We start from the raw sequence: 24,691 nt of genomic DNA, 5'->3' as shown, positions 1-24,691 counted from the left end.
ATTTATTCTAGGCTAAGACAGCCCCATATCTTACAGCGACCTATGTTCCGGCCTAAAATTTTATTGGTCACTAATTATGTATACTATTGAAAATATAGCGGTAAGTGTTGAAAGCCTCACAGAAAAATTCGAGGTCGAACGTTTCAAGGTTTATACTTTGAATCAAATTGACAAGATTCCTCAGCTTGCTAAATTAGACAGCCGGACTATTTGGGCGATGAAAGTGGTGGCAAGCGTTCTGCCATTTCGAGTCAATGAATATGTCATCAAAGAATTGATCGACTGGCACAATATTCCAAACGACCCTATATACCAGCTTACCTTCCCCCAGAAGGACATGCTGGATAACGAGTCTTTTGATCTAATAGCATCTTTACTTTTAAGGAACTCCGACCGCTCATCCTGTGAGGTCGCGATAAAAGCGGTCAGAGCTAGACTCAATCCCCATCCAGCAGGACAGCTGGAGCGTAATATTCCTTCACTGTCTGGCGTGACAGTAACGGGTGTCCAGCACAAATATCGTGAAACTGTGCTGTTTTTTCCAAGCGCTGGTCAGATTTGCCATAGCTATTGTACTTTTTGTTTCCGTTGGGCCCAATTCACGGGTGACCAATCGCTCAAGATTGCTGCTAAGGAAAACGCCCAGCTATTGGATTATCTTCGGGCCAACCCTAAAGTGACTGATGTTTTAATTACTGGCGGAGATCCGCTAGTTATGAAGACAAGCAATCTATGTGCTTACCTAGAACCTCTTTTGACGCCTGAATTCGAGTACATCCACACTATCCGAATTGGTACGAAGGCGCTTTCTTTCTGGCCTCAGCGATTTGTGACTGACAGCGACGCAGGTGAACTTCTTGATCTATTTAGGAAGATCATCAACAGCGGTAAACACTTAGCGTTAATGGCTCATTATAATCATTGGGCGGAACTTGAGCCTGCCATTGCTCGAGAGGCTATTCTTCGTGTTCGACAAACAGGCGCTCAAATACGTAGCCAGGGCCCGTTGCTGGCTCATATCAATGACTCAGCTGACGTCTGGGCGCGACTCTGGCAGACGCAAATTCAACTAGGCATTATTCCTTACTATATGTTTATCGAGCGTGATACTGGGGCCCGCCGGTATTTTGAAGTCCCTCTTGTATGTGCGTGGGAAATTTACCGGGACGCGGTCAAACAAGTTTCAGGTATTGCCAGGACTGCCAGAGGACCTTCGATGAGCGCAGATCCGGGGAAAGTTGAGGTCTGCGGTTTAGCTGAAATTCGAGGAGAAAAGGTGTTTGTTTTACGTTTTATCCAAGCACGAAACCCGGATTGGGTGCAGAGGCCATTCTTCGCACGATTTGATCCCGATGCTACGTGGTTCGATCAACTAAAACCGGCTTTTGGGGAGACTGCGTTCTTTTTCGAGAGGGAAGTTACTTAACCCGTTTTTGCCAGCGTTGCCGCTGATGATCAAACTGCCAGGCTGGGACAATGTGCTTCCACTCTATACTCTGTGCGCGGTTTTCATGGATCCGCGTTTCATAACCGCAGGACGCGAGATCAACTGGTCGCGGTAGGAATGGCAGTCACCTGCCACCCCCCGCACAGATCCATACGTGCGGAATTACCGCATACGGCTGCTGCCTTGGGTTTTAACGCCGAAGCGGGTTGTATTCGCAACATAAGTAACTGGAAACGCACACGGGGGAGCTACCGCAGACCGCGACAGCTCCCAATGAGGTATGGAGTTCGATTCAGTCGGTAAGCCCAGCAAGATAAGCCCACGGATAAATCCCCCGCTCATGCCCATCGCTGAACACCAGTTGCAGGCCATACCCTTGCGGATTCAGTTCGATCACCTGAACCCGCGCATCCACCAACGGCGTCATCCCCCGCAACCGAAATGCCCGGCACTGCGAGCACGGGCACTGCCGGCGCAATTGCGCATGATCCAATAGCTGTTCGCGGCCATCCGGCCAGTTCAGGCGCAACTGCTGTTTACTGCGGGAGTTGCCAATCGCCAGCGGGTTCATTGCAGTTGGCTCAAGGCAATGCGCACGGCCTTGCGCACTTCAGGGTCGCCGTCGTCCTGCGCGGCCTGCAATGGCGCAATGGCCCGTGGATCGTTCAATTCGCCGAGGGCCAACGCGGCTTCCTTGCGCAGGTTGCTGATGGGGTGGCCGAGGGTGTCGATCAGCGCTTCGAGCGCCGGCACAAAACGCAAGCGACCGAGGCTGCGGGTGGCGCGCAGGCGCACCTGCCAGTAATCGTCGTTCAGGGCGTCGATCAGGGCCGGGCCGGCGTCGAGGTGGCCGACCTTGCCCAGGGTGGTGGCGGCTTCCTCGCGGACTTGCCAGGCATCGTCGCGCAAGGCCTGGCGCAGGGCCGGCAGCACCTGTGCGTCAAACGCCAGGCCCAGGGCCCCGGTGGCGGCACGCCGCACGTCGGTGTCCGGGTCGTCACTGGCCAAGCGCGCCAGTGCCGGCAAGGCATCGAGTTGCTTGAGCCAGCCGAGCACGCCCACCGCCTCGCGGCGCACGCTGGCGCTTTCATCAATCAGTGCCCGGGCAGCCGCATCGGCGGCATCGGGGCAACGCAACTCGCGCAACGCCCTGAAGGCGGCGATGCGTACGCCGCTGTCGGCGTGCCCGGTCCACGGCAGGATGACCCGGCCCGCCGCTTCACTCTTGAGCAGGCTGAGGCTTTGCGCAGCGGCCACCTGCACAGCCGGGGATGGATCCGTCAGGGCCTGGCACAACGCCTCGACCACCGGCTCGTCCTCCCAGGCTTCCAGCAACCGCGCGGCTTCGGCGCGCACCTCTGCAATCGGGTCTGCGGCCAGTCGATCGGTCAACCACAGCAGGCCGTCCGGTTCCTCGAGATCGGCCAGTTCGATCAGCGCGATCCGGCGCACGCAGGGGTCGTCATCGGTCAGGCGCGGTTGCAGGGCAAGGATGTCGTCGTTATCGGTTACATCGAATAGTGAGGTCATAGGGCAAATCGCGGCAGTTTGGTTTCAGGGGGAAGTCCGAGCGGGTTCAGACGCGGCAGTTGCCGGCCGTCTTCATGCCGCAGGAGTTCGAGGCAATGGCGTTTGAGGTGCGAGAATTCAGGGCGGGTCATCAGTTCCGTGCTGCGCGGCCGGGGGAAGTCCAGGTGCAGGTCTTCGATGATTCGCCCGGGGCGCGAGCTCATGACCAGCAAGCGGTCGGCGAGGAACAGCGCTTCGTCGATGTCATGGGTGACAAACACCACGGTGGTGCGGATGCGCGTCCAGATGTCCAGCAGCAGTTCCTGCATGTTCAATCGGGTCAGGGCATCGAGGGCGCCGAAGGGTTCGTCCATCAGCAACAGGCGCGGACGGTTGACCAGCACCCGAGCGATTTCCACTCGTTGTTGCATGCCGCCGGAGAGCTGATCGGGCCAACGCTCGGCAAAACCTTCGAGGCCCACCAGGGCGAGGATTTCATCCGCCGCCTTGTGCCGTTCGGCCTTGCCGATGCCTTGCATTTTCAAGCCGAACGCCACGTTGTCACGCACCGTGCGCCACGGAAACAGTGTGTGCTGCTGGAATACCATACCGCGTTGCGGCGATGGCCCCGATACCGGCGCGCCATCCACGTTCAAGGTGCCGGTGCGCGGTTGCAAGTGACCGGCCAGCGCGCCGAGCAAGGTGGATTTACCGCAACCGGACGGCCCGAGAATGCACACAAACTGACCCGGCTCGATCTGGCAATCGAGGCCCTGCACCGCTTCGAAGGCAGTGTCGCCCTCGCCCAGGCTGATCGACAGCCCGCGAATATCGATACGCCCTTCCAGGTGTTGAAAAACGCTCATCAGGCTTTTCCTCGCGGTCGATGCCAGGGCGTGAACAGCCCGCCCAGACGCTTGATCAACAGGCTGCTGCCCATCCCGAGCACGCCGATCAGCAACATGCCGACCACGATATCGGCGTAATTCTGGATGGTGTAGGACTCCCAGGTGTAATAGCCGATGCCGAATTGGCCGGAGATCATTTCCGCCGTCACCAGGCAGAACCACGAGGTGCCCATGCCGATGGCCAGGCCGGTGATGATGCTGGGCGCAGCGCCCGGAAGAACGACCTCCAGCAGGATGGCCCGGCGCCCTGCCCCGAGGCTTTTCGCCGAGGCGATCAGCCGCGGGTCAACGCCTTCGACGCCGTGTACGGTGTTGAGCAGGATCGGGAACAGTGCGCCGGTGAAGGTGATGAACAGCATCGACAGTTCCGAGGAGGGAAACATCAGGATCGCCAGGGGAATCCACGCCACGGCCGGGATCGGGCGCAGCACTTCCAGGGGCGGCAGCAACAGATCCTCGGCCCATTTCGAGCGGCCGATGGCCAGACCCAGCGCCACGCCGATGATCAGTGCCGCGAGGTAGCCGGCGAACACCCGGCCGAGGCTGCTGCCCAGGTGCTGCGCGAGCTTGCCGGAGTCGCCGAGGCCGAGGGCGGCTTCAATGACCGCCAAAGGTGTCGGAACGTTGGCGAAGGTCACCAGGCCGAGGTTCCAGTGGTGGCTGGCGGCGAGTTGCCAGAACAGCAGGCAGAGCAGCAAGGATGCGGCCCTGAGAATCCAGCGTGAATAGGATCGGTACACAATTATTCCTCTCAACCGAGATCCCTGTGGGAGCGAGCCTGCTCGCGATAGCGGACTGACATTCAACATCGATGTCGACTGACCCACCGCATTCGCGAGCAGGCTCGCTCCCACAATGGACTGCGGTGCTTTCTCGGTTAGCGAACAGCCACGGCCTGAGCAGTGGCATCGGTAAAGTCAAAGACCTTGCCGCCCTGCGCCGTGGCAAATTGTTGGGCCTGGCCTTTGAGCAGGAACGCGCTCAGTTGCCCTTTCCCATCAGTGGCAAACCACGCCTGATCCGCCAGCAACTTGATCCCGCTGTCGCTGGCCTGGGCGTACACCGCGCGGATGTTCTTGCCTTCCTGTTTCAGCGCTGTCAGCGCGGTAAATGCCGACTCCGCCGAGGCGTACTGGCGGACTTTCGGCTCACCGCGCACCCAGATTTCCGCCACGTGGCTGAAGTCGGTGATGGCTTGGCCGCTGGCGGCATCGACGGCCTTGAGCGGCGCCTGCCCGTAACTGGACAGTTGCGCGCTGTAGTCCAGGTTCGAGGCCTTGAAGGCGGCGCGGATGTATTGGTCGTCGATGAAGGTGTTGAGATCCAGACCGCGATCAGCCTTTTTCAACAACTTGAGGGTATTGATGGCGGTGCCCACGGCCTGACGGTATTCCGGCTTCCAGCTCAGGTCGCGGGTCTGCACACCGAGAGGGCCATGGAACAGGTAATTGACCTCGGCATCGACCCCGGTGACCTTGGCGATCAACTCGCTATATTTCTCCGGCTCAGCCGTCAGCAGCTGGTTGGCTTCGATACTCGCCCGCAGGTAAGCGACGACGATCTCCGGGTACTTTTTCGCATAGGCCTGATCGACCAGTGCACCGTGGAAGGTCGGCGCGTTGGCCTGGGCACCGTCATAAATCTTGCGGGCGAAACCCCGGCTCGGAAACAGCTCGGCGAAGGGCACGAAGTCAGCGTGAGCATCGATCTTGCCGGCCTGCAACGCGGAGCCGGCGACTTCCGGCGGCTGGGCGATGATGTTCACGTCCTTGAGCGGGTCCCAGCCCTGGGCCGCGACGGCGCGCAGCAGCATGCCATGGGCGGTGGAAGCGAACGGCACGGAAATGGTCTTGCCCTTGAGCTCTGCCAGCGACTGCACGCCCGATGCGCTTGGCACCACGATGCCGTTGCCGCTGCCCTTGATGCTGCCCGACAGCACGCTGATGAACAGGCTGTGCTTGCCCGCCGTTTCGAACGCCACGCCGTTGAACGCGCCGGGGAAGTCAGCCATGGCGCCGAAGTCGAGTTTGCCGGCCACCATCTCGTTGGTCAGGGGGGCGCCACTGGTGAAGTTTTTCCACTGCACCTCGTACTGGGCGTCTTTGTAGGGGCCATCGTGGGGCAGGTATTTGTCCAGCAGCCCGAGTTCGCGAATCAACAATCCGCCGGCGGCGCAATTGATGGTGGTGTCCTGGGTGCCGATGGCAATGCGGATGGTTTCGGCCGAAGCCGACAGGGTGAATGAAGCCAGTACCAGACCGGCCAAAGCTGCACGCAACATCATGAGTGTTTCCCCTCGAATCATTTATTGGATGTTCGTCTCCGCCACGATCAGGGCGTGGTGGGAAACGAGGGGTGTTGTGAATCAGGCGTCCGGTGGTGGCCGGATGGCTTTGAATATTATTTGAGCAGCCCACGATCCACTGTAGGAGTGAGCCTGCTCGCGATGGCGTCCTTTCAGTCAATGGAGATGTCGCCAGTGCTGGCTTCATCGCGAGCAGGCTCGCTCCTACATTGATTTGTGTTCAGCGCAGCAGGTACGGGATTTCGACTTTCACCGCGCCAGTCGGGCAGTCCTTTTCACAGGGCATGCAATACCAGCACTCATCGAACGCCATGTAGGCCTTTTGCGTGGCCGGGTTGATGGCCAGCAGGTCCATCGGGCAAACGTCGACGCACACGGTGCAGCCTTTGTGGGCGATGCATTTGTCCTCGTCGACGGTGACGGGGGCGTTGGAACGGAAGAAGATTTCCTGGGCTTGATAGGCCATTTCACGGTCTCTCTCTTGGGTGATGCTCAGGCGGCATCCGCGCCGACCCGCAGCCGGTCGTAGGCCTGCATCTCGTCGGCATCCAGCGGGATGATGTAAGGCTCGACGGCTTTCTTGAAACTGCTCATCAAACCGTTTTCGTCTTTCTTCAGGTGGCAATGGCAGAACCAGTCGCGGTCGTTGCGTTGTGGGTGATCGACGCGGTGGTGGTAAAGCCCCCAGCGGCTTTCGGCGCGGAACAATGAAGCGCGGGCGGCCATTTCTGCGCAGTCGCGGATCATGCTGACTTCCATGGCGCGCATCAGTTCATGGGCGTTGTGGGCCTTGATCTGGTCGAGGTCGCGCTGGATGTCGCTGAAGCGTTGCAGGCCGATCTGCATCTTTTTCGTCACTTTCGGCGGTTGCAGGTAGTCGTTGACGAAGCGCCGCAGCTTGTATTCGACCTGGGCCGGCGGCAGGCCATGCTCGCGATCCAGCGGTGCATAGACCCGTTGCTTTTCGGTTTCGACCTGCGTGGCATCCAGCGCTGAAAACTCGCGCCCGGCGACAAAATCCGCCGCGTTGTGGCCGGCGAACCATCCATAGGTGAACGCACCGAGCATGTAGTTGTGCGGCACGGCAGCCATGTCCCCCGCCGAGTACAAGCCCTTGACCGAGGTCTCGGCCTTCTCGTTGACCCACACCCCCGACGCCGAATGCCCGCTGCAAAAACCGATTTCCGAGATGTGCATCTCGACCATCTGCGTGCGGTAGTCGGTGCCGCGATTGGCGTGGAACTGGCCGCGACTCGGACGCTCGTTGCTGTGCAGGATCTCTTCGATGTTCTGAATGGTTTCCTCGGCCAGGTGATCGAGCTTGAGGAACACCGGACCATTGCCGCTTTCCAGTTCCTGATGGAACTCCCACATCATCTGCCCGCTCCAGTAGTCGCACTCGATGAAGCGCTCGCCCTTGTTATTGGCGGTGTAGCCACCCAAGGGGCCGGTGACGTAGGCGCAAGCCGGGCCGTTGTAGTCCTTGATCAGCGGGTTGATCTGGAAGCATTCCAGGTTCGCCAGCTCGGCCCCGGCGTGGTAGGCCATCGAGTAGCCGTCGCCGGCATTGGTCGGGTTTTCGTAGGTGCCCATCAGGTAGCCCGAGGACGGCAACCCCAGGCGTCCGGCGGCACCGCAGGCGAGGATCACCGCCTTGGCCTTGATCACATGGAAGTCAGCGGTGCGGCAGTCGAAGCCCATCACGCCGTTGACCGCGCCCTCTTCGTCCGTCAGCAATCGGGTGCAGACCAGGCGATTGGTGATGCTCACCCGCGCACGTTTCAACTGCCGATAGAGGACTTTCTTGATGTCGTGCCCTTCCGGCATCGGCAACACGTAGGCGCCCATGTGGTGGACCTTCTTCACTGCGTAGTCGCCGGTTTCGTCCTTCTCGAATTTCACGCCCCAGCGGTCCAGTTGCTCGATCGTCTCGAAGCTGTGGGTGGCATAGGCGTACACCGCGGCCTGGTTGACGATGCCGTCATTGGCGATGGTGATTTCCTTGGTGTACTGCTCTGGCGTCGAATGGCCGGGAATGATCGCGTTGTTCAGGCCGTCCATGCCCATGCTGATCGCGCCGCTGCGCTTGACGTTGGCCTTGTCGATCAACAACACCCGCAGGTCGCGGTTGCGTTCCTTGGCCTTGATCGCCGCCATGGGGCCGGCGGTGCCGCCGCCAATGACAACGATGTCGTATTCCTGCTCCAGCGTGCTGCGCGTCATGCCTGCTCCCCTTTTTGCCGGTCGATCCGCAGGCGGTACTGGAAAGCATCGCCACGGTAGTAAAGGTGTTCGAAGTCCAGTGGCCAACCGTCGACATCGTGGGTCAGGCGTTCGATACGCATGATCGGCGAGCCGGGTTCGACGCTCAGCGCCCGAGTCAGGTCGCTGTCGGCCAGTACCGCATCGATGGCCAGGTCGGCATGCCCCAGGGTCAGGCCGCAGTCGTTTTCCAGGATCTGGAAAATGTCGCGGGTGACCAGGTCGGCTTTTTCAAGGCGTTCACCAATGGCCTTGGGCAGGTAAGTGATTTCCAGGGAAATCGGCTCGCGATTGATCAGGCGCACCCGTTTGATCTGCGCCACGACCTCGCCTTCAGCCACCTGCAAACGCTCGGCGACGAGTTTGTCAGCGGCAATGAATTTGAAGCTGCGCAGGCGGTTGATCACCTCATAGCCGCGACCGGTCATGGACTCGGCCAGGCCTTGCAGGGTGCTGACGTTCTGGAAGGTTTTCGGCTTGGCGACAAAAGTGCCCTTGCCGTGGATCTTGAAGATCAGCCCTTCCTTTTGCAGGTCACCCAAGGCCTGGCGCACGGTGATGCGGCTGACCTTGAACAACGTGCCAAGCTCGCTTTCGGAAGGCATCTGGCTGTCTTGCGGGTATTCGCCGTCGAGGATGCGGGCGCGCAGCACGTCACGCAGCTGGGTGTGCAACGGGACGCTGCTCAGGGATAGAACGTTATCGGTCATGGCGGATCACTTGTTATAACGAGTTATGACGTGATCTTAGAGAAGTCATGACAGACTTGAGAAATACCGAATGCGCATAAGGTTAGAAGTGCAACGCAATCCAAAACTGTAGGAGCGAGCCTGCTCGCGATGGCGGCGGGTCAGTCGATTTCAATGTTGAATGTGAAACCGCTATCGCGAGCAGGCTCGCTCCTACAGGGGATTTGTGTGATCTGAAGATTCAGTGCCGCTTGAGTATCCGGTCCATCACCCAATCGGTCTTCAGCGCCTGCTCGGCCACGGCCGGGTGCTGCGCTTCGCCACGAATATGCGCATTCATGCCCAATACGTGGTGCCACTGAATGTGGGCGTGATGCTCGATGTTCAGGCTGAGGTGCTCATCGGCGTGCAGCTCGATCGGGTGTTCATCGAACACTGAAAAGCTGATCCGGCCTTTGCTGCCAATCACTTCGACCCGGTCTTCGCGACGGTCAGCAACGAAGTTCCAGCAGCCCATGCCCAGTGCCCCGCTGGCAAACCGCCAAGTGGCGCTGACGGCATCTTCGGCCGCGTACAAACCGGCCTGCCGCGCGGTGAACCCGGCGACTTCGACGATATCGCCGAACAGGTACTGAAACAGGTCCAGGCCATGGCTAGCCAGATCGGCGAAGTAGCCACCACCGGCAATCGCCGGGTCGGTGCGCCAGTTATCGCTGCCGTTTTGATCCGCTGCCGACGGGGCTTTGGTGAGGGTCCAGCTCAAGTGCCGGACCTCGCCGATCCGCCCGTCCTCCAGCCACTGCCGCACTTGCCGGAAGCGTGGCAGCGAACGTCGGTAATAGGACACGAACAGGTGCAGCCCGGCATCGGCAAACACCTGCTGCATTTCACGGCTTTGCCCGGCATTCAGCGCCATCGGTTTTTCCACGCAGCAATGCTTGCCGGCGGCGGCCACCTGCAAGGCATAGGCGTGATGGCTGTCGGGCGGCGTGGCGATGTACACCGCGTCGACTTCGGGATCGTTGATCAGCGCCTGCGCATCGGTGTAGACCCGCACGATGCCGTGGCGCTCGGCGTAGTCGGTGACGGCTTCAAGACGCCGGCCCATCACCGCCACCAACGCCGATCCGGGCGCCTTGTAGAAGGCTGGCCCGCTTTTGCGTTCAGCGACGCTGCCACAACCGATCATGCCCCAGCGCACCACATTCATAGGTTTTCCTTGCTGCTTAGCCGACACGCAATGCGCGCAGGTCCAGTCGACCGTCCTTGAGCGGCGGGCACCAGTAGTAACCACCGGTGATCGGACGGCTGATGCGGTACAGACCGTCGGTGATGCCGTCTTCCAGGCCACTCATGCGGCGCAGTTGGGCTTCGAAGGCATCGAGGGAAAAACCGAAGGCCAGGAACATCAGGCCGGCGCGGTCGCCTTCGATCCACGGCATCGAACGGCGCACCACGAAGGCCTCGGGCGCAAAGCTTTCCTGGGCGGTGCGTTTGACGTGGGCGGAAACCGGCGCGTCGTCAATCTCTTCGTTATCGCTCAAGCGGCGGCCCATGATGTTGTCTTTTTCATCCGCCGACAGCCCATGGAATCCTTTCAAGTCATGCTGCCACTGCTGGATCGCGGCGAAGCTGCCACCGACCAGACCGTCCGCGCCCTCACCCACCAGGGCGGCGGCCACGGCGGCTGCGTCGTGGGGGTTCTCGGTGCCGTCTTCGTAGCCGGTCAGGTCATGGCCGCTCATGTGGCGGAAGGTTTCGTTCATCTGTACCAAGCGTAACGCCGGGGCCAGTGCCGCGGTGATGGCGTTGCTGCGGTTGAGCAACTCACCACGGTCCTCACCGTGTAACCAGCACCAGAGCGCGTGCTGGGTCGACGGGTTGTCGACGCCGACGCCAGTCAGTGCCGGGAAAGTGCGCAGGCCTTCGATCTGCCCCTCCAGTGCCTTGACCAGGGATTCGCCGAAGCCGACGACCGCCGATTTCCCGTCCACCCGTTGCATCAAGTTGTCGAGTGCAGCCGGCAATGCTTCGGCGGATTCGAGGGCGAAGAACATATGGCGGGCTTGAGGCGGAACGGGGGTGGCGAGAATGCCCGGCTGGTAATGGCTCATATGAACTCCTCGAAAAAGAGCACAGAGTTTAACCGGAGTACGAGGGTTTGTGTGCCGTCAGAGGCCACAGAAGCCGCTCGCCACAAAAGATCAAACCGCGCTGGGGCTTTCGTTGCGGAACGCACTCGGGCTCATGCCGGTCCAGCGCTTGAACGCCCGGCGAAAGCTGCGCACGTCGCTGTAGCCGACCTCTTCGGTGATGCGTTCGATGGACATGTCCGGGTTGGCCAGCAGGCTCATGGTGCGGGCCTGGCGCACTTGCTCCAGCAGCGTTTCGAAGGTCAGCGCATGTTCGGTGAGGCGGCGGCGCAAGGTGCGGCTGCTCATGTTCAGGTCGCCGGCGATTTTCTCGATGTGGCTGCCCTCGGTCAGGTCCCGGGCAATCGCCCGTTCCACGGCCTGGATCAGATCCATTTTCCGGTGCACCTGCGCGGCTTCCAGTTCGAGCAGTTTCACGGCCTGACGCAGGGCCAGGGAGTGGTGATTGGGCAGGTGAACGCCCAGCCAATGCGCCTCGATCACCATGCGGTTTTGCAGGCAACCGAAACGCACGTCCACCCCCAGCAGGCGCGAATATTCGCCGAGATAGTCCGGCGCGGCATGCATGAACTCCACGGCCATCGGCTTGAAATCCGCCCCGACCAGCGCCCGGCCGTACACCAGCAGGCTGGCGAAAAACTCCTCGACCGCGAACAACTGCACGTCGGCGAACGGCAAGCGGCATTCAACGTCGACAAACACCCGATCCCCCGCCTCCTCCACACTCGACACGACAATGCCGCCAGAGGTGTGTTGATGGCGAATGCCCAGCTCGAACGCATCGCGCAGGGTCTTGCACAGCGACAACACATGCCCCAACAACCCCAGCGTACCGAGCACATTCTGCGCGCCGACCCACAAGCCCAGCCCCTGATTGGGCAAAGCCTTGAGCGCGCGCTGAATCATCGCCACGGCCTGGCGATAGGAAATACGCTGCGCCGGGTCCTGCAGGTCTTCAAAGGTAAACCCCAACCCTCGGCACAGGCTCTGTGGGTGGATGCCTTTTTGCTCGGCGACTTCGGCCAGGGTCTGCAGGAGAAACGGCGACACCAGCGCCAGTTCAAAGGTGGGATCGGTCACTTTCATTTGCATGGGGCCATACATTCCGGGTCGAGCTGCATTCTTATTTTTGTAACCGGTTATGTCGAAGCAAGTTAGCACAGGGTTCAACGGCTGTCCGCAGAAGTCCCCCTAAATGGCCGCCAATACCCTGCCTTGCAGGGCGCAGACAGCTTATTTCTATGTTGCGGCCCTCGTATGGATGCCGGACAGCCCGCTAACAATAATAATGAGTACACCCATGATCCCGACCCGCACGACACTTCCCTTGATGGTCATTGGCCTGGCCGGCGTCTGTGCCCTGCAACCGGCGCTGGCCACCGAGGCTGGCGTGGACAATATCGGCACCGGCACCGACGGCTTTTTCATGTTGCCGCTTTCGCCCGACAGCCTTCCGGAGAACATGGTTGCGTTCAACCTCTACTACAACCACTACAAAGCCACGAAGCTCAACATCAGCTCCCTCGGCGGCAAGGTGCCGAACGTCGAGATCGAGTCCACGGCGGTCATTCCGCGCCTGGACTACCTCAGCCCGGTGCGAGTGTTTGGCGGCCGGCTGGCGGGCTATATCGCGCAGCCCTGGCTCAAGCAGGAGGTCTCGGTGTTCGGCTTGCCGCAGGACACCCGTGAAGGCATGGGTGACACAACGTTTGCGCCGATCATTCTCTGGGACATGGGCCCAGACCTGACCCTCGGCGCCGCCATTGAAGTCACCGTGCCGACCGGCGAATACAGCGTCGATCGCCTGGCCAACACCAGCAACAACTTCTACACCTACAAACCGCTGTTCTCCTTCACCTGGCTGCCGACGGACAGAACCGAGGTGTCGATGAAGACCACCTACAGTTTCAACGGGAAAAACAAGGACACCGATTACAAGTCGGGGCAGATTTTCCACTTCGATTACTCGGCCAGTTTCAAGATCACCGACAACCTGATGCTCGGTTTGAACGGCTACTACCTCAAGCAAACCACCGACGACAAACAATTCGGCCACACCGTGCAGTTCAATGGCCAGGACGTGAACGACGGGGTGCGCGGCCAGGTGTTTGCCATTGGCCCGGCGCTGCACTGGACCTTTCTCGAATACGCCAGCGCGGAGATTCGCTGGGCCAAGGAGTTCGACGTGGAAAACCGGCCTGAAGGGGAAATGCTTTGGGCGAAGGTCAGTATTCCCTATGCGTTTTGACTGAGCTGACGCTATCGCGAGCAGGCTCACTCCTACATTGGAATGCATTCCTAATGTGGGAGTGAGCCTGCTCGCGATAGCGGTTTAACAGACTCAGAATCTTCTTCAGGAATACACAGGCCAGCTCTCCACAATCTTCCCACCCCGAACCGCCAGCAAATCCCCGAACTGCAACAACACCGACTCGGTCTGGATTGGCCGCAAGAACACCTGGTCCTCTACCGTCAGCCCCACCGCCGCCGAACCATTGACCATTTCCTGGTTCGAGCTGCGGCCATACACGCCATTGCTCTGCAACCCCGCTGGCGATTCGAACTCCGCCATCCAGTTACCGCCATAAATGAAATACGTCTCGCGCTGATTGGTGTCCCACCAGGAAAACAGCCTGGACTTGTCATCCAGCGCCGGAATATTCACCTCCCCGGTGCTTTTCAACACCGGCGTGGCGATATAAGCGGCCGGCACATGCTCCGCCAGAGACGGCAAATCATAGTGAGTGGGCTTGAGCATCGCCGTCCCCACCGACACTTCGCTGCTCAGTTGTTCATGCTCATGCATGCGATAGCTCGGGCTCCCGGCCGTGTTGAGGGTCAACCCTTCGCGCCACAAACCGGGGTATTGCTGACGGGTGAAATCGACGCAGCGGTGATAAATCACCATCACCTTGGCGAACAGTTCCTCGGGCGAGCCCAGAATCCCCGGCACACCCATGCCCACGAACGGGTCGTAGCCCATGAACCCGGCGAATTCCAGGTGCTGCGGGTGCTGGCTGATCAGCGCCAGCATCTGCCCGAGTACGCCAAGGTCGCTGACGCCACCGCGATGCAGCCCGACATCCAGTTCGATGTTCACCCGTATTCGCGTGCCCAGCCCCTGCGCCAGGGCAAGGTATTGCTGCAAGCGTTGGGGCGTATCAAGCAACCATTGCAGTTGTCTGGAAGGGTCGAAAGGCCCCTTGTGCGATTGATAGAACAGCTCGGCTGACCGCACCGGCAGCGGCTTGCCCAACAGAATGTCGGCCTCGGCAAACTGCACGGCGTCATGATTGAGAAAGGGTTGGTGAAACGACATCAGCCGTCGGGTGCCGGCGCGCTGGGCGATGTAGGCCAGGAGCCCCGGTGCCGGCAGTGATTTTTCCACCAGGCGCAGGTGCTTGCCGGCGCGCTTGACCGATTGCATCACCACATCGATGTTGTGATCCAGCCGATCAAGGTCGATCAACATCACCGGTCGCATCGGCCCGCGGTCCTTGAGTTCGCGGTTCAGCGTACGGAAGTAATCGCTGTACGGCGCGCCTCGGTCACCCGGCCGCAGCCACGCCCCGACACCCACCAACAAGGCGCCGACGCCTGCGCTGCCAAGCAAGAAATTGCGGCGATTGACGGCCATCAGCTCACCCCCAGAATGGAAGACAGATGCGCGTTGAGAAATTTGCCGCTGGGGTCGAGCGCCTGCCGCACCTGGCTGAATTCCTGCCAGCGCGGGTACAGCGGCCGCAGGTTTTTCGCGTTCAGCGTGTGCAACTTGCCCCAGTGGGGCCGGCCGTTGTACTTCCAGAAAATCGGCTCGATGGCGGCAAAAAAGTTGTGATGATCCATCTGGTAATGCTGGTGCACCGAAATCGAACAGCTGTCGCGGCCTTCGAACATGCTCAGGGGTATGTCGTCGGCCTTGACGTACCGGTATTCAATAGGAAACCAGGTGCGCAGGTCCTTGTCCTGGATCAGTTTGAGGATCTCGCGCAAACAGGCCGGGCCGTATTCGGCCGGCACGGAATATTCCATTTCGTTGAAACGCACCGTGCGCACGTTGGCGTAGATGTCGAACGAGTCACCCACCCGATCATCGAAACTGGCCAGGTGGCGCAGGCTGTTGAGCAGGGTGCGGCGCAGGTCCGGGAAGTCGCTGGCGTATTTGTCGATTTTCTCGATCAGCGTAACGAATTCGTTGCCGCCCTCCTCATCCGCCGGCACCGGCGGTGTGGCCGGGTCGGTGGTTTCGTTCAGGGCGATCGACAAGGCGTAGTCGGAATGGGTCACCACGAGCATTTCCCAGTGCTGGTTTTCCCGGGTGTTCTTGTCCAGGTCTTCCAGCAGCTCTTCGGTTTTAGCGATCCATTGGCGCTCCCGCAGGCGATAGGCCGGGCGATTTTGCAGACGAATTTTCGTGGCCACCCCGAGCGCGCCGAGCGATACCCGGGCGGCGTTGAACACTTCAGGATGACGCGTGCTGTCGCAGTCCACTACCTCGCCGCTGGCGGTCACCAACTGCATGCCGCAGACATGCGCCGAACAGGATTGAAAGTGCTTGCCAGTACCGTGGGTCGAGGTCGAGATCGCGCCCGCCAGGGTCTGGTAATCGATGTCGGCCATGTTCTGCAGGGCCTGGCCGATGTCCTTGAGCGGCGTGCCCATGCGCGACATCGGCGTGCCGGCGGCGAACTCGGCCTGCAGGGTTTGCGCATCGTGATCGAGCAAACCTGTGAAATAGCTCAGCGACAGCAAGGTACCGTCGGTGGGCACCAGCGCACTGAAGGAATGCGCCGAGCCCACCGGCCGAATCTTGCCGGGGGCTTGGCGCACCACGTGTGTCAACTCATCCAGGTTCTTGGGCGCCAGCCGCGCCGCCGGCAGGCAACTCTGGCCGCCCGACCAATTGCGCCAGGGAATCAGGCGCGGTGCGCGCAGCAGCTCGGCCAGTGCCGGTGTTGAGCCGAGCGCGGTAAAGGCGCCGATGACGCTCGCCCGTTGCAACAACTGACGCCGTGTCAGGTCCATCGTCATGAATCGCACCTTGCCGTTCTTGTCATTGGATGGGCTGGCCGGACATAAAGGCAATCAGCGCCAGGAACTGTTCTTGCGAACACTGCATGCACATGCCCATCGGCGGCATGCCGTTATAACCGTTGATCGCGTGGTCGAGCAGCGTGTCGGCGCCCTGCAATACCCGTGGTTGCCAGGCCTTGATGTCGCCGGTCAGCGGCGCCCCGGCCGCCGGGTTGGCATGGCAAAGCTTGCAGCTGTTGTCGTAGACCTGCGCCAGCTCGGCGTCGGCGGGCCTCGCGGTGCCTGCTTCGCTGCGGGTCGGCGGGTTGTCCGGCGCTTCGCCGCACCCCGCCAGCAACGCCGCAAAGACGCACCCCACCAAGGCCAAACAAAGGCTAGGCTTTTCAGTTAATCGGCATGCCCGCATGGCTGTTCTCTCATTGGCTGCCCGGCCAGTCGGGCACAGCCTTTTTTGTTGTGATCAAGGAGAGTCAACATTAAGGCACCCCGCGCGGGCGGGTTGAGGGCATTGGGGGCCAACAAGGGGAGCTTCTGAGGCCATGACACAAGGCCCGATAAATCCCCGAACACCACGCTGTGCGGAAAAACGCTGAGATGAGTCATGACAAGCGTTGCCGAGGTCTGCTAAAACGATTCATCAGTGCATCACCCAATCCAGAGGGGTAGCGACATGACCACAGCCAATATTCTCCAGAACCTGTTCCCAAGCCCCGCCGAGATCCCGGAAAAGTACCGCCTCGGCGGCCAGACCGAGCAGCGCGAGTACCTGGTCGATGGCGAACTCAGAACCTGGAGCGGGCCGCTGGCCCAGGTCCGCAGCCCGGTGTACGTGGCAGGCCCGAATGGCGATGAGCAGGTGATCCTCGGCAGCACGCCGCTGCTGGATGCCGACACCGCCTTGACCGCCCTCGACGCCGCGGTCCGTGCCTACGACCGTGGCCAGGGCCTGTGGCCGACCATGCGCGTGGCCGAACGCATCCAGCACGTCGAAACCTTCCTGGGGCGCATGCGCGAGCAGCGCGACGCCGTGGTCAAGTTGCTGATGTGGGAAATCGGCAAGAACCTCAAGGACTCGGAAAAGGAATTCGACCGTACCTGCGACTACATCGTCGACACCATCAACGCACTGAAGGAACTCGACCGCCGCTCCAGCCGTTTCGAACTGGAACAGGACACCCTCGGCCAGATCCGTCGCGTGCCGATGGGCGTGGCCCTGTGCATGGGGCCATACAACTATCCGTTGAACGAAACCTTCACCACGCTGATCCCGGCGCTGATCATGGGCAATACCGTGGTGTTCAAACCGGCCAAGCTCGGCGTGCTGCTGATTCGCCCGCTGCTGGAAGCCTTCCGCGACAGCTTTCCGACCGGAGTGATCAACGTCATCTACGGCAGCGGCCGCGAGACGGTCAGTGCGTTGATGGCCAGCGGCAAGATCGACATCTTTGCCTTCATTGGCACCAACAAGGCCGCCAGTGACCTGAAAAAACTCCATCCGAGACCCCACCGCTTGCGCGCGGCGCTGGGCCTGGATGCGAAAAACCCTGGGATAGTCCTGCCGGAAGTGGATCTGGACAATGCGGTCAGTGAAGCGGTGACCGGTTCGCTGTCGTTCAATGGCCAGCGCTGCACCGCGCTGAAGATCCTGTTTGTCCACGAAGACGTGGTCGAGTCCTTCATCGACAAATTCAACGCCAGGCTCGCCAACCTCAAACCCGGCATGCCCTGGGAAAGCGGCGTAGCCCTGACACCACTGCCCGAATCGAGCAAGGTCGACTATCTGCATTCTCTGGTGGCGGATGCTGAAAGCAAAGGCGCCAAAGTGGTCAACCCCAACGGTGGCGAGGCTCGTGCGTCGTTCTTCTACCCGGCGGTGCTGTACCCGGTCACGCCGCAGATGCGCGTTTATCAGGAAGAACAGTTCGGCCCGGTCATCCCCATCGTGCCGTACCGTCATCTGGATACCGTGATCGACTACGTGCTGGAGTCGGACTTCGGCCAGCAATTGAGCATCTTCGGCACCAACCCGGTGGCGGTCGGCCGGCTGGTGGACACCTTCGCCAATCAGGTCGGGCGCATCAACCTCAATGCCCAGTGCCAGCGCGGCCCGGACACCTATCCCTTCAATGGTCGCAAGAACTCGGCCGAAGGCACCTTGTCGGTCCATGACGCACTGCGGGTGTTTTCGATCCGCACATTGGTGGCCACCAAATTCCAGGAGACCAACAAGGACCTGATCAGCGAGATCATCAGCGGCCGCAGTTCGAGCTTCCTGACCACCGACTACATCTTCTGAGTCATTGGACGGTCAGGCCATTACCGCCGACGAACATCGCCGGAACATCTGACGCCCCTGGGTGACGCTCAGGGCGTCACCGTGCGCCGAAACCTCATTGACCAGCCTTGTTGCATGCCGGCAGCCGCCAGCAAAATCGCCGCGACGCCAATCCATTGCAGCGGTTCCAGGCGATGGCCGAAAGCAAACCAGTCGACGAAAATCGCCGCAATCGGGTAGATGAAGGACAGCGCCCCCGTCAGCGCAGTCGGCAGTTTTTGAATCGCGCCGTACAGCAACACGTACATCACACCGGTGTGCACCATGCCCAGCGTCACCAGGCTGGCCCACGCACTCGGTGCCTGCGGCAATACCGAAAGATTCGCAAATGGCGCGAGCAACAACACGCCCGTGCCGACCTGGATCAGCGCGATCAAATGCGGCGGGGTTCCCGTCAGGCGCTTGATGATCAGAGCGGCAATCGCATAGAGAAACGCCGCGCCCAAGGCCAGGGCAATGCCCACCAGGTAATCGCTGCCGCTCTCGCCCTGGCTGCCATGGGCGCTGACAATCGCCAGCATCCCGAGAAACGACACGCCCAGCCAGGTCAGTTTCTGCGCGGTGATCTTTTCGTTGAGGAACAGCGCCGCCAGCCCGACCAGCATGAACGGCTGGACGTTATAGACGGCGGTGCCGATGGCAATCGATGCCCGGGAATAGGACGCGAACAACAGCACCCAGTTGCCGACAATCGCCACACCGCTGAGCACCGCCAGCAGGAAGGTCGTGCGGGTCAGAATGCCGGGGCGCAGAAAGCCGAAGGCCGCGCAAATCAGCAGCAAGGTGCCGGCACCGAACAGGCAGCGCCAGAACACCACATCCAGCACCGGTTGCCCGGACACCAGCACGAACCAGCCGATGGTGCCGGAAATCAACATGGCGGCCGTCATTTCGAACGAACCGCGGCGTAGGGTTTTGTCCATCATCAGACTCCTGTGTTTGTGGCCAAAGTATGCCAATGCACCCTGGCGCTACTCCAGAGCAAAAAGCAGGCTAAACTCGGAATCTACCTTTTTTATCAAGGCTGTTTCGGAAAAACGCCTAACAGAGGATTTCGCCATGACCGATGACATCGACCAAGTGCTGATCACGGCGCTGATGGAAGACTCGCGACGTTCGCTCAAGGCCCTGGCGCAGATCAGCGGCCTGTCCTCCCCCAGTGTTGCCGAGCGTCTGCGCCGTCTGGAAGAACGCGGCGTGCTCAAGGGCTACACCGTAGAAATCGACCCGAAATGCTTTGGTTATCAACTCCAGGCCATCGTGCGCATTCGCCCGTTGCCGGGGCAATTGCAGGAAGTGGAACGGCAAATCATGGCCATTCCCGAATTCACCGAGTGCGACAAGGTGACCGGCGACGACTGTTTCATTGCGCGCCTGCATGTGCGCTCGATGGAACAACTGGACACTCTGCTCGACCGCCTCAACACCCACGCTGAAACCAATACGGCAATCGTCAAGAAAACCCCGGTCAAGCGCCGGTTGCCGCCCATGGCGTGAGTGATATTTGTTTCAGACTGAAGTAGATTGATGGTTTCCGGCGAAGGATTGACGGCATGAAAACTCAGGCAATGCTACTCGTGGCAATGATGCTAGCGGGTTGCGGCACGATTCAGACGGTCGTACGCAGTGACGAAGCGGCCGCAAAAAGCCTCAAGGACCACAAGAGTTATTGCGGCGCGGTACCACGAATCTACAGCGGCGTGACCTACGATTTCTGCTACCTGAACGCGGCCCTCGAAGACGGTCGGGATGCGCAGGTACATGGCCCCGCCCCCGCTATCGTGCTGCTCGACGTGGTCGTGTCCGGGGCGATGGATACCTTGCTGCTGCCCTACACCATCTACCGCCAGCAAGCCGACGGCAGCATTGTCATTGCAGAGTGAGCCTGAATTTCAGGTAAAAAAAACCCGCCTGAGCGGGTTTTTTACTTCAAGGCCAACGATTAATCGTCGCGGCCCATGATGCCGAACAGCTGCAACAGGCTGACGAACAGGTTGTAGATCGATACATACAGGCTGATGGTCGCCATGATGTAGTTACGCTCGCCGCCATGAATGATGGCGCTGGTCTGGAACAGGATGCAGACCGAGGAGAACAGCACGAAACCTGCGCTGATCGCCAGTTGCAGGCCGCTGATCTGGAAGAACAGGCTCGCCAGCGTTGCACCCAGCAGCACGAAGAAACCTGCCGTGATGAAACCGCCGAGGAAGCTCATGTCCTTGCGGGTAATCAGCACATACGCCGACAGACCGCCGAACACCAGCGCCGTCATCGCGAACGCCGAGCTGACCACTTCAGCGCCGCCCTGCATTCCCAGGTAACGGTTGAGGATCGGGCCAAGCAGGAACCCCATGAAACCGGTCAGGGCAAATGCCGACACCAGGCCCCAGGCCGAATCGCGGAGTTTGTTGGTGAGGAAGAAAAGACCATAGAAGCCGATCAGCACCACGAAAATGTTCGGGTAGCCAACATGCATCTGCTGGGCAACGTAGGCTGTCACACCGCTGAAAGCCAGGGTCAGGGCGAGCAAGCCGTATGTGTTGCGCAGGACGCGGCTAACCTCTAGCTGCTCAGCCTGCACGCTGTTATTAACTGCGTAATCCTGTTCGCGCATGGCGACACTCCTGTTGGTTTGAAACGTTCAGTCGCAAAGATCATAACAGACGCCCTGTAACAAGCTATGCAGAGAGTTTGACAGTGTGTTTCATTCAGGTATTATGGCGCCCGCAACGCAAACGGAGGTGTGGCCGAGTGGTTTAAGGCAACGGTCTTGAAAACCGTCGACTGTAACAGGTCCATGAGTTCGAATCCCATCGCCTCCGCCATCTTTATACGACAAAGCCCTGATTATTCAGGGCTTTGTCGTTTCCGGGGTTTGGAAAAACCTGCCAGCCCATACCTTGGCTCTTGGCTTTCCATAGCTGTACGTGGAGCGCCTTGATACGGGCCAAGTGCGTCGACGGGGAACCCTGCCAGACGCCGTCGTGACCTATCACCGGCATTTGCCAATATCGAGGGGGCAACAGGCAAGTCCACCCGTAGCGCCCCAATCCAGTTCGCCCTGGTTATCTCTACGAGAGGAGCTATGGCGTGCCGGTCAACCAGCAGCGGCAAGAACTCGAATCTGATAGAGGCTTGCGTCTACTACTTCTTCTAGCGTCCCCCCCCCCATTGCTTCACGCATATTTCCTCGCCGATTGTTCAAGCGGCCTAATTGATACGACAGCGAACCGGCAACCTGTTCGAGGGGAAAAGCTGCCCATAGCCGACGCCATCACATCCAGGAAATTGGCACATTCGGTGCCAGTCATAATTAGAATAACGACTGTTGCGTTAAATAAATCTGGCTGCTAGGATCAATCTCACCTTAGTAAAATTTCGTGGGAGAAAGCCGCCATGCAAGACTCTCTGCGCAAGGCATTTCTGGAAGATGGGGCAGTCCTGATCAAAGGGCTTCTGAACGAGGAGCAACTAGCTCAGTGTCGGACTGCCTATGACTGGGCAGTCGAGAACCACGGCCCCAACGCGTTTCGAATGTTCGATGGGACCTTGCAACAGTCGCACGTCGACAACGCCAATCCGCTCGCCAAAGAGCGCCTGGAGGCGTTGGTGTCTTCCCTCCCCTTTGGCCAGTTGTTCGCACACCTCTGGGGTTCCGAAAACGTCTGGTATTTCGCCGAGGAAGTGTTCCTCAAGGCCGGCGGACGCGGTTCGCGCACACTCTGGCATCAGGACACCTCTTATTTGCCCTGGGCCGGCATGCATTGGGGCAATGCATGGATCAGCTTCGAATCCGTTCCCAAGCAGAATGCACTGGAGATCATTCGGGGCTCACACCGCGGAACGCGTTTTGATGGCACCACCTTCCTCGACCCGAACGACCCAACCCAACCCTTGCATGGAGGCGGCATGCTGCCTCGCCTTCCCGATATCGAGGCTGAGCGCGAGCAGGCGCCCGATGCATACGAAATTCTGTCGTGGGCAACGGAGCCCGGGGATGTGGTCGTGCTCCATCCCGGCTCGCTACATGGCGGCGCGCCGGTCGACGAAGCCTTCCCGGATCGCCACACCTTTGTTTTCCGCTTCTTTGGTGACGACGCAACCTTTAACCCCCTGCCGGACCACAGTGATGCGGGTTATCCGAAGGAAGGCGTTCTCTTCACCGAAGAATTGATGACCTTGAAGCCGGGAGAACCCTTCCGTCACCCCACCTTCCGCCAGCTCGTATGATCGGAGATCAAGCAATGAGTACCCAGAACCTGAAACGGCAAACCATCACCCCTCCCCAATCCCAAGTGTTCTACGATAACTATCACTTTCCGCAAGCGACGCGTGTCGGGGACATGATCTGGGTTTCCGGCCAAGTCGGAATCGACGCCACAATGACACCGGGCAATGGTATCGAAGAGCAGGCGCACCTAGCCTTCCAAGGCTTGAAAATCGCCCTTGAGGCGGCGGGCGCGACCCTGGCGGATGTTGTCGAGCTGATGACATTTCATACTGAGCTTCAAACTGACACGCACGCATTCATCCAGGTCAAGCACCAGTACTTCCCCGACCGGTATCCGTCATGGACCGCCATCGGCATCTCGCAACTGGCCCTTCCCGGGCTTCGCGTAGAAATTCGCGCCGTTGCGGTCGTGGGTTGCGGCGAAAGCTGATTTCACAAAAACATCACGCCTCAGGTTGCCGAGGCGCGCGTCATGCCCTCTCTACCCCATCACAACAAGAGCAAGGACTACCCATGGCTACCCTTATCGTGAGCTACCCCTTAACCGAAGATGCGAAATTCGACCGGGAGTACTACCTTTCCACCCACATCCCGCTTGCGCGCTCCGCATGGGGTGAGTTTGGACTGCAATCGGCCGAGATCCTGTTTCCGGCCGTCGGTCCGCAGCCCTTGGCAGGCCTGGTGATTCTGCGCTTCAACAATCAGACCGGAATAGATGCCGTGCTCACCTCCCCCAGGACGGCTGAGGTTCTCGGCGACGTGGCGAATTTCACCAATATCGCTCCACTGATCTTCCGCGCGGACGACTGATGCATCGCACGGCTGCCCGAAGGCCGCTGATGCGCCCTTCGGGAGAGCCCCGGTATCAAGTCTTGCATGGGTGCTTTCTTTAAATAAATTCCATATGCTGAGCCGCAAATAGCAAGTTGCAGCTTTTTCAGTGCAACTGTTACTCCGATCAATTGAGCCAGCGAAAATTACCCATTTCCTATGCCTGATTCACGACCCCAGCCTCCCATGAACAACAGCGCTCAAGCGAGTGATCGCGAATCCGAACCGGTCTCCCGCCGGGGTCGGCCCGTAGGCGACCACAAGGCGAAACGGGCCGAGTTGCTGGCAGCGGCGATCGCGGTGATCGCACGCGAGGGCTATGCCGGAGCTTCGATGCGCAAAGTGGCGCAACACGCCGGGTGCACGACGGGAGCGGTGACCTACTACTTCGCAAACAAGGAGGAGATGATCACCGCTGTCGCACAGAGCCTGTTCGACCAGATCGATACTTTGCTGGAGAACAACCAGGAGCGGATCGATATCAAGGCTCTCATCGAACAATGGCTCGACTGGACGAACACCGACGAGCCGGACGCATGGCTCGCATGGCTCCAATTGCTTGGCTACGCAAGGCACGAACCGGCTTTCGCCGGCGTCATCAAGCAACGATATGCAAGGTTCCGCCAGGTGTTTACATCGGTACTGGAGAGAGGGCAAAGCCAAGGCATAATCCGCGACGACATCCCCGCCGAGCTGCTCGCCGATCAGCTCAGCGCGATCAGCGATGGATGGATGATGATGTTGCCGATCGAACCTGAACGGTTCGGTTCGAGCCGAGGTCAATCCCTTCTCGATGCCCTCATGACCTTGATCACTCCACCCCAACCGCAAAAACCATCTTCCAAGAGAAAGGCCGTCGCCAAGTAAAGCAGTTAACGCGCGCAGCTGAGTTGGCCTTCACGAGCAGCGCGCTTCTCCAGGATCATCAGGTCGGGGCTGAGCACCGCGCTTTCTTGCCAAGACCATTAAATGGCACTGGCTGCCTTG

At 59.8% G+C, this 24,691-nt stretch carries 25 protein-coding genes and 1 tRNA gene; 10 read left to right on the top strand and 16 right to left on the bottom strand.

Features of this window, described 5'->3' with window-relative positions:
- Positions 1-76: 76 nt before the first annotated feature.
- A complete protein-coding gene (locus ACM6J5_RS03170) occupies positions 77-1,426 on the top strand; it encodes a KamA family radical SAM protein (protein ID WP_218194537.1) in 1,350 nt (449 codons plus the stop codon).
- A gap of 313 nt (positions 1,427-1,739) precedes the next feature.
- Here ACM6J5_RS03170 and ACM6J5_RS03165 read toward each other — a convergent pair whose 3' ends face one another.
- From ACM6J5_RS03165 to ACM6J5_RS03115, 11 genes are all read right to left on the bottom strand, one after another.
- Entirely contained in the window at positions 1,740-2,018 is a 279-nt protein-coding gene (locus ACM6J5_RS03165) for a DUF971 domain-containing protein (RefSeq protein ID WP_414927803.1), read from the bottom strand.
- A complete protein-coding gene (locus ACM6J5_RS03160; RefSeq protein WP_414927802.1) occupies positions 2,015-2,977 on the bottom strand; it encodes a HEAT repeat domain-containing protein in 963 nt (320 codons plus the stop codon). The genes ACM6J5_RS03165 and ACM6J5_RS03160 overlap by 4 nt, the downstream gene beginning before the upstream one ends.
- Positions 2,974-3,822 carry an ABC transporter ATP-binding protein gene (locus ACM6J5_RS03155; protein ID WP_150673364.1) on the bottom strand — a complete coding sequence of 283 codons (849 nt, stop codon included), beginning with the start codon at positions 3,820-3,822 and terminating at the stop codon, positions 2,974-2,976. The genes ACM6J5_RS03160 and ACM6J5_RS03155 overlap by 4 nt, the downstream gene beginning before the upstream one ends.
- Positions 3,822-4,604, bottom strand: coding sequence for an ABC transporter permease (locus ACM6J5_RS03150; protein ID WP_414927801.1), 783 nt, complete (start codon positions 4,602-4,604; stop codon positions 3,822-3,824). Before ACM6J5_RS03150 ends, ACM6J5_RS03155 begins: the two co-directional genes overlap by 1 nt.
- A 137-nt stretch (positions 4,605-4,741) precedes the next feature.
- The gene (locus ACM6J5_RS03145; protein WP_191628403.1) at positions 4,742-6,148 is read right to left on the bottom strand and encodes an ABC transporter substrate-binding protein; all 1,407 of its coding nucleotides are present in this window, start codon (positions 6,146-6,148) and stop codon (positions 4,742-4,744) included.
- Between the two features lie 241 nt (positions 6,149-6,389).
- Positions 6,390-6,635 (bottom strand): ferredoxin family protein, encoded by a 246-nt coding sequence (locus tag ACM6J5_RS03140; protein WP_008050632.1) that lies wholly within the window; start codon positions 6,633-6,635, stop codon positions 6,390-6,392.
- Positions 6,636-6,661: 26 nt separating this feature from the next.
- Positions 6,662-8,392 (bottom strand): fumarate reductase/succinate dehydrogenase flavoprotein subunit, encoded by a 1,731-nt coding sequence (locus ACM6J5_RS03135; RefSeq protein WP_095941846.1) that lies wholly within the window; start codon positions 8,390-8,392, stop codon positions 6,662-6,664.
- Positions 8,389-9,141, bottom strand: coding sequence for a GntR family transcriptional regulator (locus ACM6J5_RS03130; RefSeq protein ID WP_095941845.1), 753 nt, complete (start codon positions 9,139-9,141; stop codon positions 8,389-8,391). The genes ACM6J5_RS03135 and ACM6J5_RS03130 overlap by 4 nt, the downstream gene beginning before the upstream one ends.
- 220 nt (positions 9,142-9,361) lie before the next feature.
- Complete coding sequence (locus tag ACM6J5_RS03125) at positions 9,362-10,330, bottom strand: Gfo/Idh/MocA family protein (RefSeq protein WP_414927800.1); 969 nt, start codon at positions 10,328-10,330, stop codon at positions 9,362-9,364.
- Positions 10,331-10,346: 16 nt separating this feature from the next.
- Complete coding sequence (locus ACM6J5_RS03120; RefSeq protein WP_095941843.1) at positions 10,347-11,234, bottom strand: Dyp-type peroxidase; 888 nt, start codon at positions 11,232-11,234, stop codon at positions 10,347-10,349.
- Between the two features lie 90 nt (positions 11,235-11,324).
- A complete protein-coding gene (locus ACM6J5_RS03115; RefSeq protein WP_414927799.1) occupies positions 11,325-12,365 on the bottom strand; it encodes an AraC family transcriptional regulator in 1,041 nt (346 codons plus the stop codon).
- A gap of 238 nt (positions 12,366-12,603) precedes the next feature.
- Here ACM6J5_RS03115 and ACM6J5_RS03110 point away from each other — a divergent pair, with 238 nt between their 5' ends.
- Entirely contained in the window at positions 12,604-13,521 is a 918-nt protein-coding gene (locus ACM6J5_RS03110) for a transporter (RefSeq protein ID WP_371918206.1), read from the top strand.
- A 105-nt stretch (positions 13,522-13,626) separates the two neighbouring features.
- Here the strand turns inward: ACM6J5_RS03110 and ACM6J5_RS03105 are convergent, their stop codons facing one another.
- From ACM6J5_RS03105 to ACM6J5_RS03095, 3 genes are all read right to left on the bottom strand, one after another.
- On the bottom strand, positions 13,627-14,835 hold the full coding sequence (locus ACM6J5_RS03105) for a DSD1 family PLP-dependent enzyme (protein WP_414927848.1): 1,209 nt from the start codon (positions 14,833-14,835) through the stop codon (positions 13,627-13,629).
- Positions 14,836-14,909: 74 nt separating this feature from the next.
- Positions 14,910-16,304, bottom strand: coding sequence for a D-arabinono-1,4-lactone oxidase (locus ACM6J5_RS03100; RefSeq protein ID WP_414927798.1), 1,395 nt, complete (start codon positions 16,302-16,304; stop codon positions 14,910-14,912).
- A 22-nt stretch (positions 16,305-16,326) separates the two neighbouring features.
- The gene (locus ACM6J5_RS03095) at positions 16,327-16,713 is read right to left on the bottom strand and encodes a c-type cytochrome (RefSeq protein WP_095941838.1); all 387 of its coding nucleotides are present in this window, start codon (positions 16,711-16,713) and stop codon (positions 16,327-16,329) included.
- A 264-nt stretch (positions 16,714-16,977) separates the two neighbouring features.
- Here ACM6J5_RS03095 and ACM6J5_RS03090 point away from each other — a divergent pair, with 264 nt between their 5' ends.
- On the top strand, positions 16,978-18,603 hold the full coding sequence (locus ACM6J5_RS03090) for an NADP-dependent glyceraldehyde-3-phosphate dehydrogenase (protein WP_414927797.1): 1,626 nt from the start codon (positions 16,978-16,980) through the stop codon (positions 18,601-18,603).
- Between the two features lie 68 nt (positions 18,604-18,671).
- Here the strand turns inward: ACM6J5_RS03090 and ACM6J5_RS03085 are convergent, their stop codons facing one another.
- Positions 18,672-19,565: a DMT family transporter gene (locus tag ACM6J5_RS03085; protein ID WP_095941836.1), complete on the bottom strand. Its 894-nt coding sequence runs from the start codon at positions 19,563-19,565 to the stop codon at positions 18,672-18,674.
- A gap of 136 nt (positions 19,566-19,701) precedes the next feature.
- Here ACM6J5_RS03085 and ACM6J5_RS03080 point away from each other — a divergent pair, with 136 nt between their 5' ends.
- Both ACM6J5_RS03080 and ACM6J5_RS03075 read left to right on the top strand, forming a co-directional pair.
- A complete protein-coding gene (locus ACM6J5_RS03080; RefSeq protein ID WP_007987480.1) occupies positions 19,702-20,139 on the top strand; it encodes an Lrp/AsnC family transcriptional regulator in 438 nt (145 codons plus the stop codon).
- Positions 20,140-20,195: 56 nt separating this feature from the next.
- A complete protein-coding gene (locus ACM6J5_RS03075) occupies positions 20,196-20,525 on the top strand; it encodes a YceK/YidQ family lipoprotein (protein WP_095941835.1) in 330 nt (109 codons plus the stop codon).
- Positions 20,526-20,584: 59 nt separating this feature from the next.
- On the opposite strand, the gene ACM6J5_RS03070 is transcribed toward ACM6J5_RS03075, so the two are convergent.
- Positions 20,585-21,256 (bottom strand): Bax inhibitor-1/YccA family protein, encoded by a 672-nt coding sequence (locus ACM6J5_RS03070; protein WP_056724337.1) that lies wholly within the window; start codon positions 21,254-21,256, stop codon positions 20,585-20,587.
- A gap of 123 nt (positions 21,257-21,379) precedes the next feature.
- Here ACM6J5_RS03070 and ACM6J5_RS03065 point away from each other — a divergent pair.
- From ACM6J5_RS03065 to ACM6J5_RS03045, 5 genes are all read left to right on the top strand, one after another.
- A tRNA-Ser gene (locus tag ACM6J5_RS03065) sits at positions 21,380-21,467 on the top strand.
- Between the two features lie 571 nt (positions 21,468-22,038).
- Positions 22,039-22,872: a phytanoyl-CoA dioxygenase family protein gene (locus ACM6J5_RS03060; RefSeq protein WP_414927796.1), complete on the top strand. Its 834-nt coding sequence runs from the start codon at positions 22,039-22,041 to the stop codon at positions 22,870-22,872.
- Positions 22,873-22,886: 14 nt separating this feature from the next.
- The gene (locus ACM6J5_RS03055; protein ID WP_414927795.1) at positions 22,887-23,303 is read left to right on the top strand and encodes a RidA family protein; all 417 of its coding nucleotides are present in this window, start codon (positions 22,887-22,889) and stop codon (positions 23,301-23,303) included.
- Positions 23,304-23,386: 83 nt separating this feature from the next.
- Positions 23,387-23,683, top strand: a complete 297-nt coding sequence (locus tag ACM6J5_RS03050) for an EthD family reductase (RefSeq protein WP_414927794.1) — start codon at positions 23,387-23,389, stop codon at positions 23,681-23,683.
- Positions 23,684-23,863: 180 nt separating this feature from the next.
- Positions 23,864-24,571 (top strand): TetR/AcrR family transcriptional regulator, encoded by a 708-nt coding sequence (locus tag ACM6J5_RS03045; RefSeq protein WP_414927793.1) that lies wholly within the window; start codon positions 23,864-23,866, stop codon positions 24,569-24,571.
- The last annotated feature ends 120 nt before the right edge of the window (positions 24,572-24,691 follow it).

This window comes from Pseudomonas sp. IT-P74 (assembly GCF_949768175.1).
Lineage (GTDB): Bacteria > Pseudomonadota > Gammaproteobacteria > Pseudomonadales > Pseudomonadaceae > Aquipseudomonas.
The sequence above is the reverse complement of the archived record's forward strand: the minus strand, read 5'-3'. Positions and strand labels throughout refer to the sequence as shown.

Coding starts and splice junctions, on each gene's coding strand:
- ACM6J5_RS03170 (WP_218194537.1), top strand. CDS start 77: ATGTATACTATTGAAAATATAGCGGTAAGTGTTGAAAGCCTCACAGAA.
- ACM6J5_RS03165 (WP_414927803.1), bottom strand. CDS start 2,018: ATGAACCCGCTGGCGATTGGCAACTCCCGCAGTAAACAGCAGTTGCGC.
- ACM6J5_RS03160 (WP_414927802.1), bottom strand. CDS start 2,977: ATGACCTCACTATTCGATGTAACCGATAACGACGACATCCTTGCCCTG.
- ACM6J5_RS03155 (WP_150673364.1), bottom strand. CDS start 3,822: ATGAGCGTTTTTCAACACCTGGAAGGGCGTATCGATATTCGCGGGCTG.
- ACM6J5_RS03145 (WP_191628403.1), bottom strand. CDS start 6,148: ATGATGTTGCGTGCAGCTTTGGCCGGTCTGGTACTGGCTTCATTCACC.
- ACM6J5_RS03140 (WP_008050632.1), bottom strand. CDS start 6,635: ATGGCCTATCAAGCCCAGGAAATCTTCTTCCGTTCCAACGCCCCCGTC.
- ACM6J5_RS03135 (WP_095941846.1), bottom strand. CDS start 8,392: ATGACGCGCAGCACGCTGGAGCAGGAATACGACATCGTTGTCATTGGC.
- ACM6J5_RS03130 (WP_095941845.1), bottom strand. CDS start 9,141: ATGACCGATAACGTTCTATCCCTGAGCAGCGTCCCGTTGCACACCCAG.
- ACM6J5_RS03125 (WP_414927800.1), bottom strand. CDS start 10,330: ATGAATGTGGTGCGCTGGGGCATGATCGGTTGTGGCAGCGTCGCTGAA.
- ACM6J5_RS03120 (WP_095941843.1), bottom strand. CDS start 11,234: ATGAGCCATTACCAGCCGGGCATTCTCGCCACCCCCGTTCCGCCTCAA.
- ACM6J5_RS03115 (WP_414927799.1), bottom strand. CDS start 12,365: ATGCAAATGAAAGTGACCGATCCCACCTTTGAACTGGCGCTGGTGTCG.
- ACM6J5_RS03110 (WP_371918206.1), top strand. CDS start 12,604: ATGGTCATTGGCCTGGCCGGCGTCTGTGCCCTGCAACCGGCGCTGGCC.
- ACM6J5_RS03100 (WP_414927798.1), bottom strand. CDS start 16,304: ATGACGATGGACCTGACACGGCGTCAGTTGTTGCAACGGGCGAGCGTC.
- ACM6J5_RS03095 (WP_095941838.1), bottom strand. CDS start 16,713: ATGCGGGCATGCCGATTAACTGAAAAGCCTAGCCTTTGTTTGGCCTTG.
- ACM6J5_RS03090 (WP_414927797.1), top strand. CDS start 16,978: ATGACCACAGCCAATATTCTCCAGAACCTGTTCCCAAGCCCCGCCGAG.
- ACM6J5_RS03085 (WP_095941836.1), bottom strand. CDS start 19,565: ATGGACAAAACCCTACGCCGCGGTTCGTTCGAAATGACGGCCGCCATG.
- ACM6J5_RS03080 (WP_007987480.1), top strand. CDS start 19,702: ATGACCGATGACATCGACCAAGTGCTGATCACGGCGCTGATGGAAGAC.
- ACM6J5_RS03075 (WP_095941835.1), top strand. CDS start 20,196: ATGAAAACTCAGGCAATGCTACTCGTGGCAATGATGCTAGCGGGTTGC.
- ACM6J5_RS03070 (WP_056724337.1), bottom strand. CDS start 21,256: ATGCGCGAACAGGATTACGCAGTTAATAACAGCGTGCAGGCTGAGCAG.
- ACM6J5_RS03060 (WP_414927796.1), top strand. CDS start 22,039: ATGCAAGACTCTCTGCGCAAGGCATTTCTGGAAGATGGGGCAGTCCTG.
- ACM6J5_RS03055 (WP_414927795.1), top strand. CDS start 22,887: ATGAGTACCCAGAACCTGAAACGGCAAACCATCACCCCTCCCCAATCC.
- ACM6J5_RS03050 (WP_414927794.1), top strand. CDS start 23,387: ATGGCTACCCTTATCGTGAGCTACCCCTTAACCGAAGATGCGAAATTC.
- ACM6J5_RS03045 (WP_414927793.1), top strand. CDS start 23,864: ATGCCTGATTCACGACCCCAGCCTCCCATGAACAACAGCGCTCAAGCG.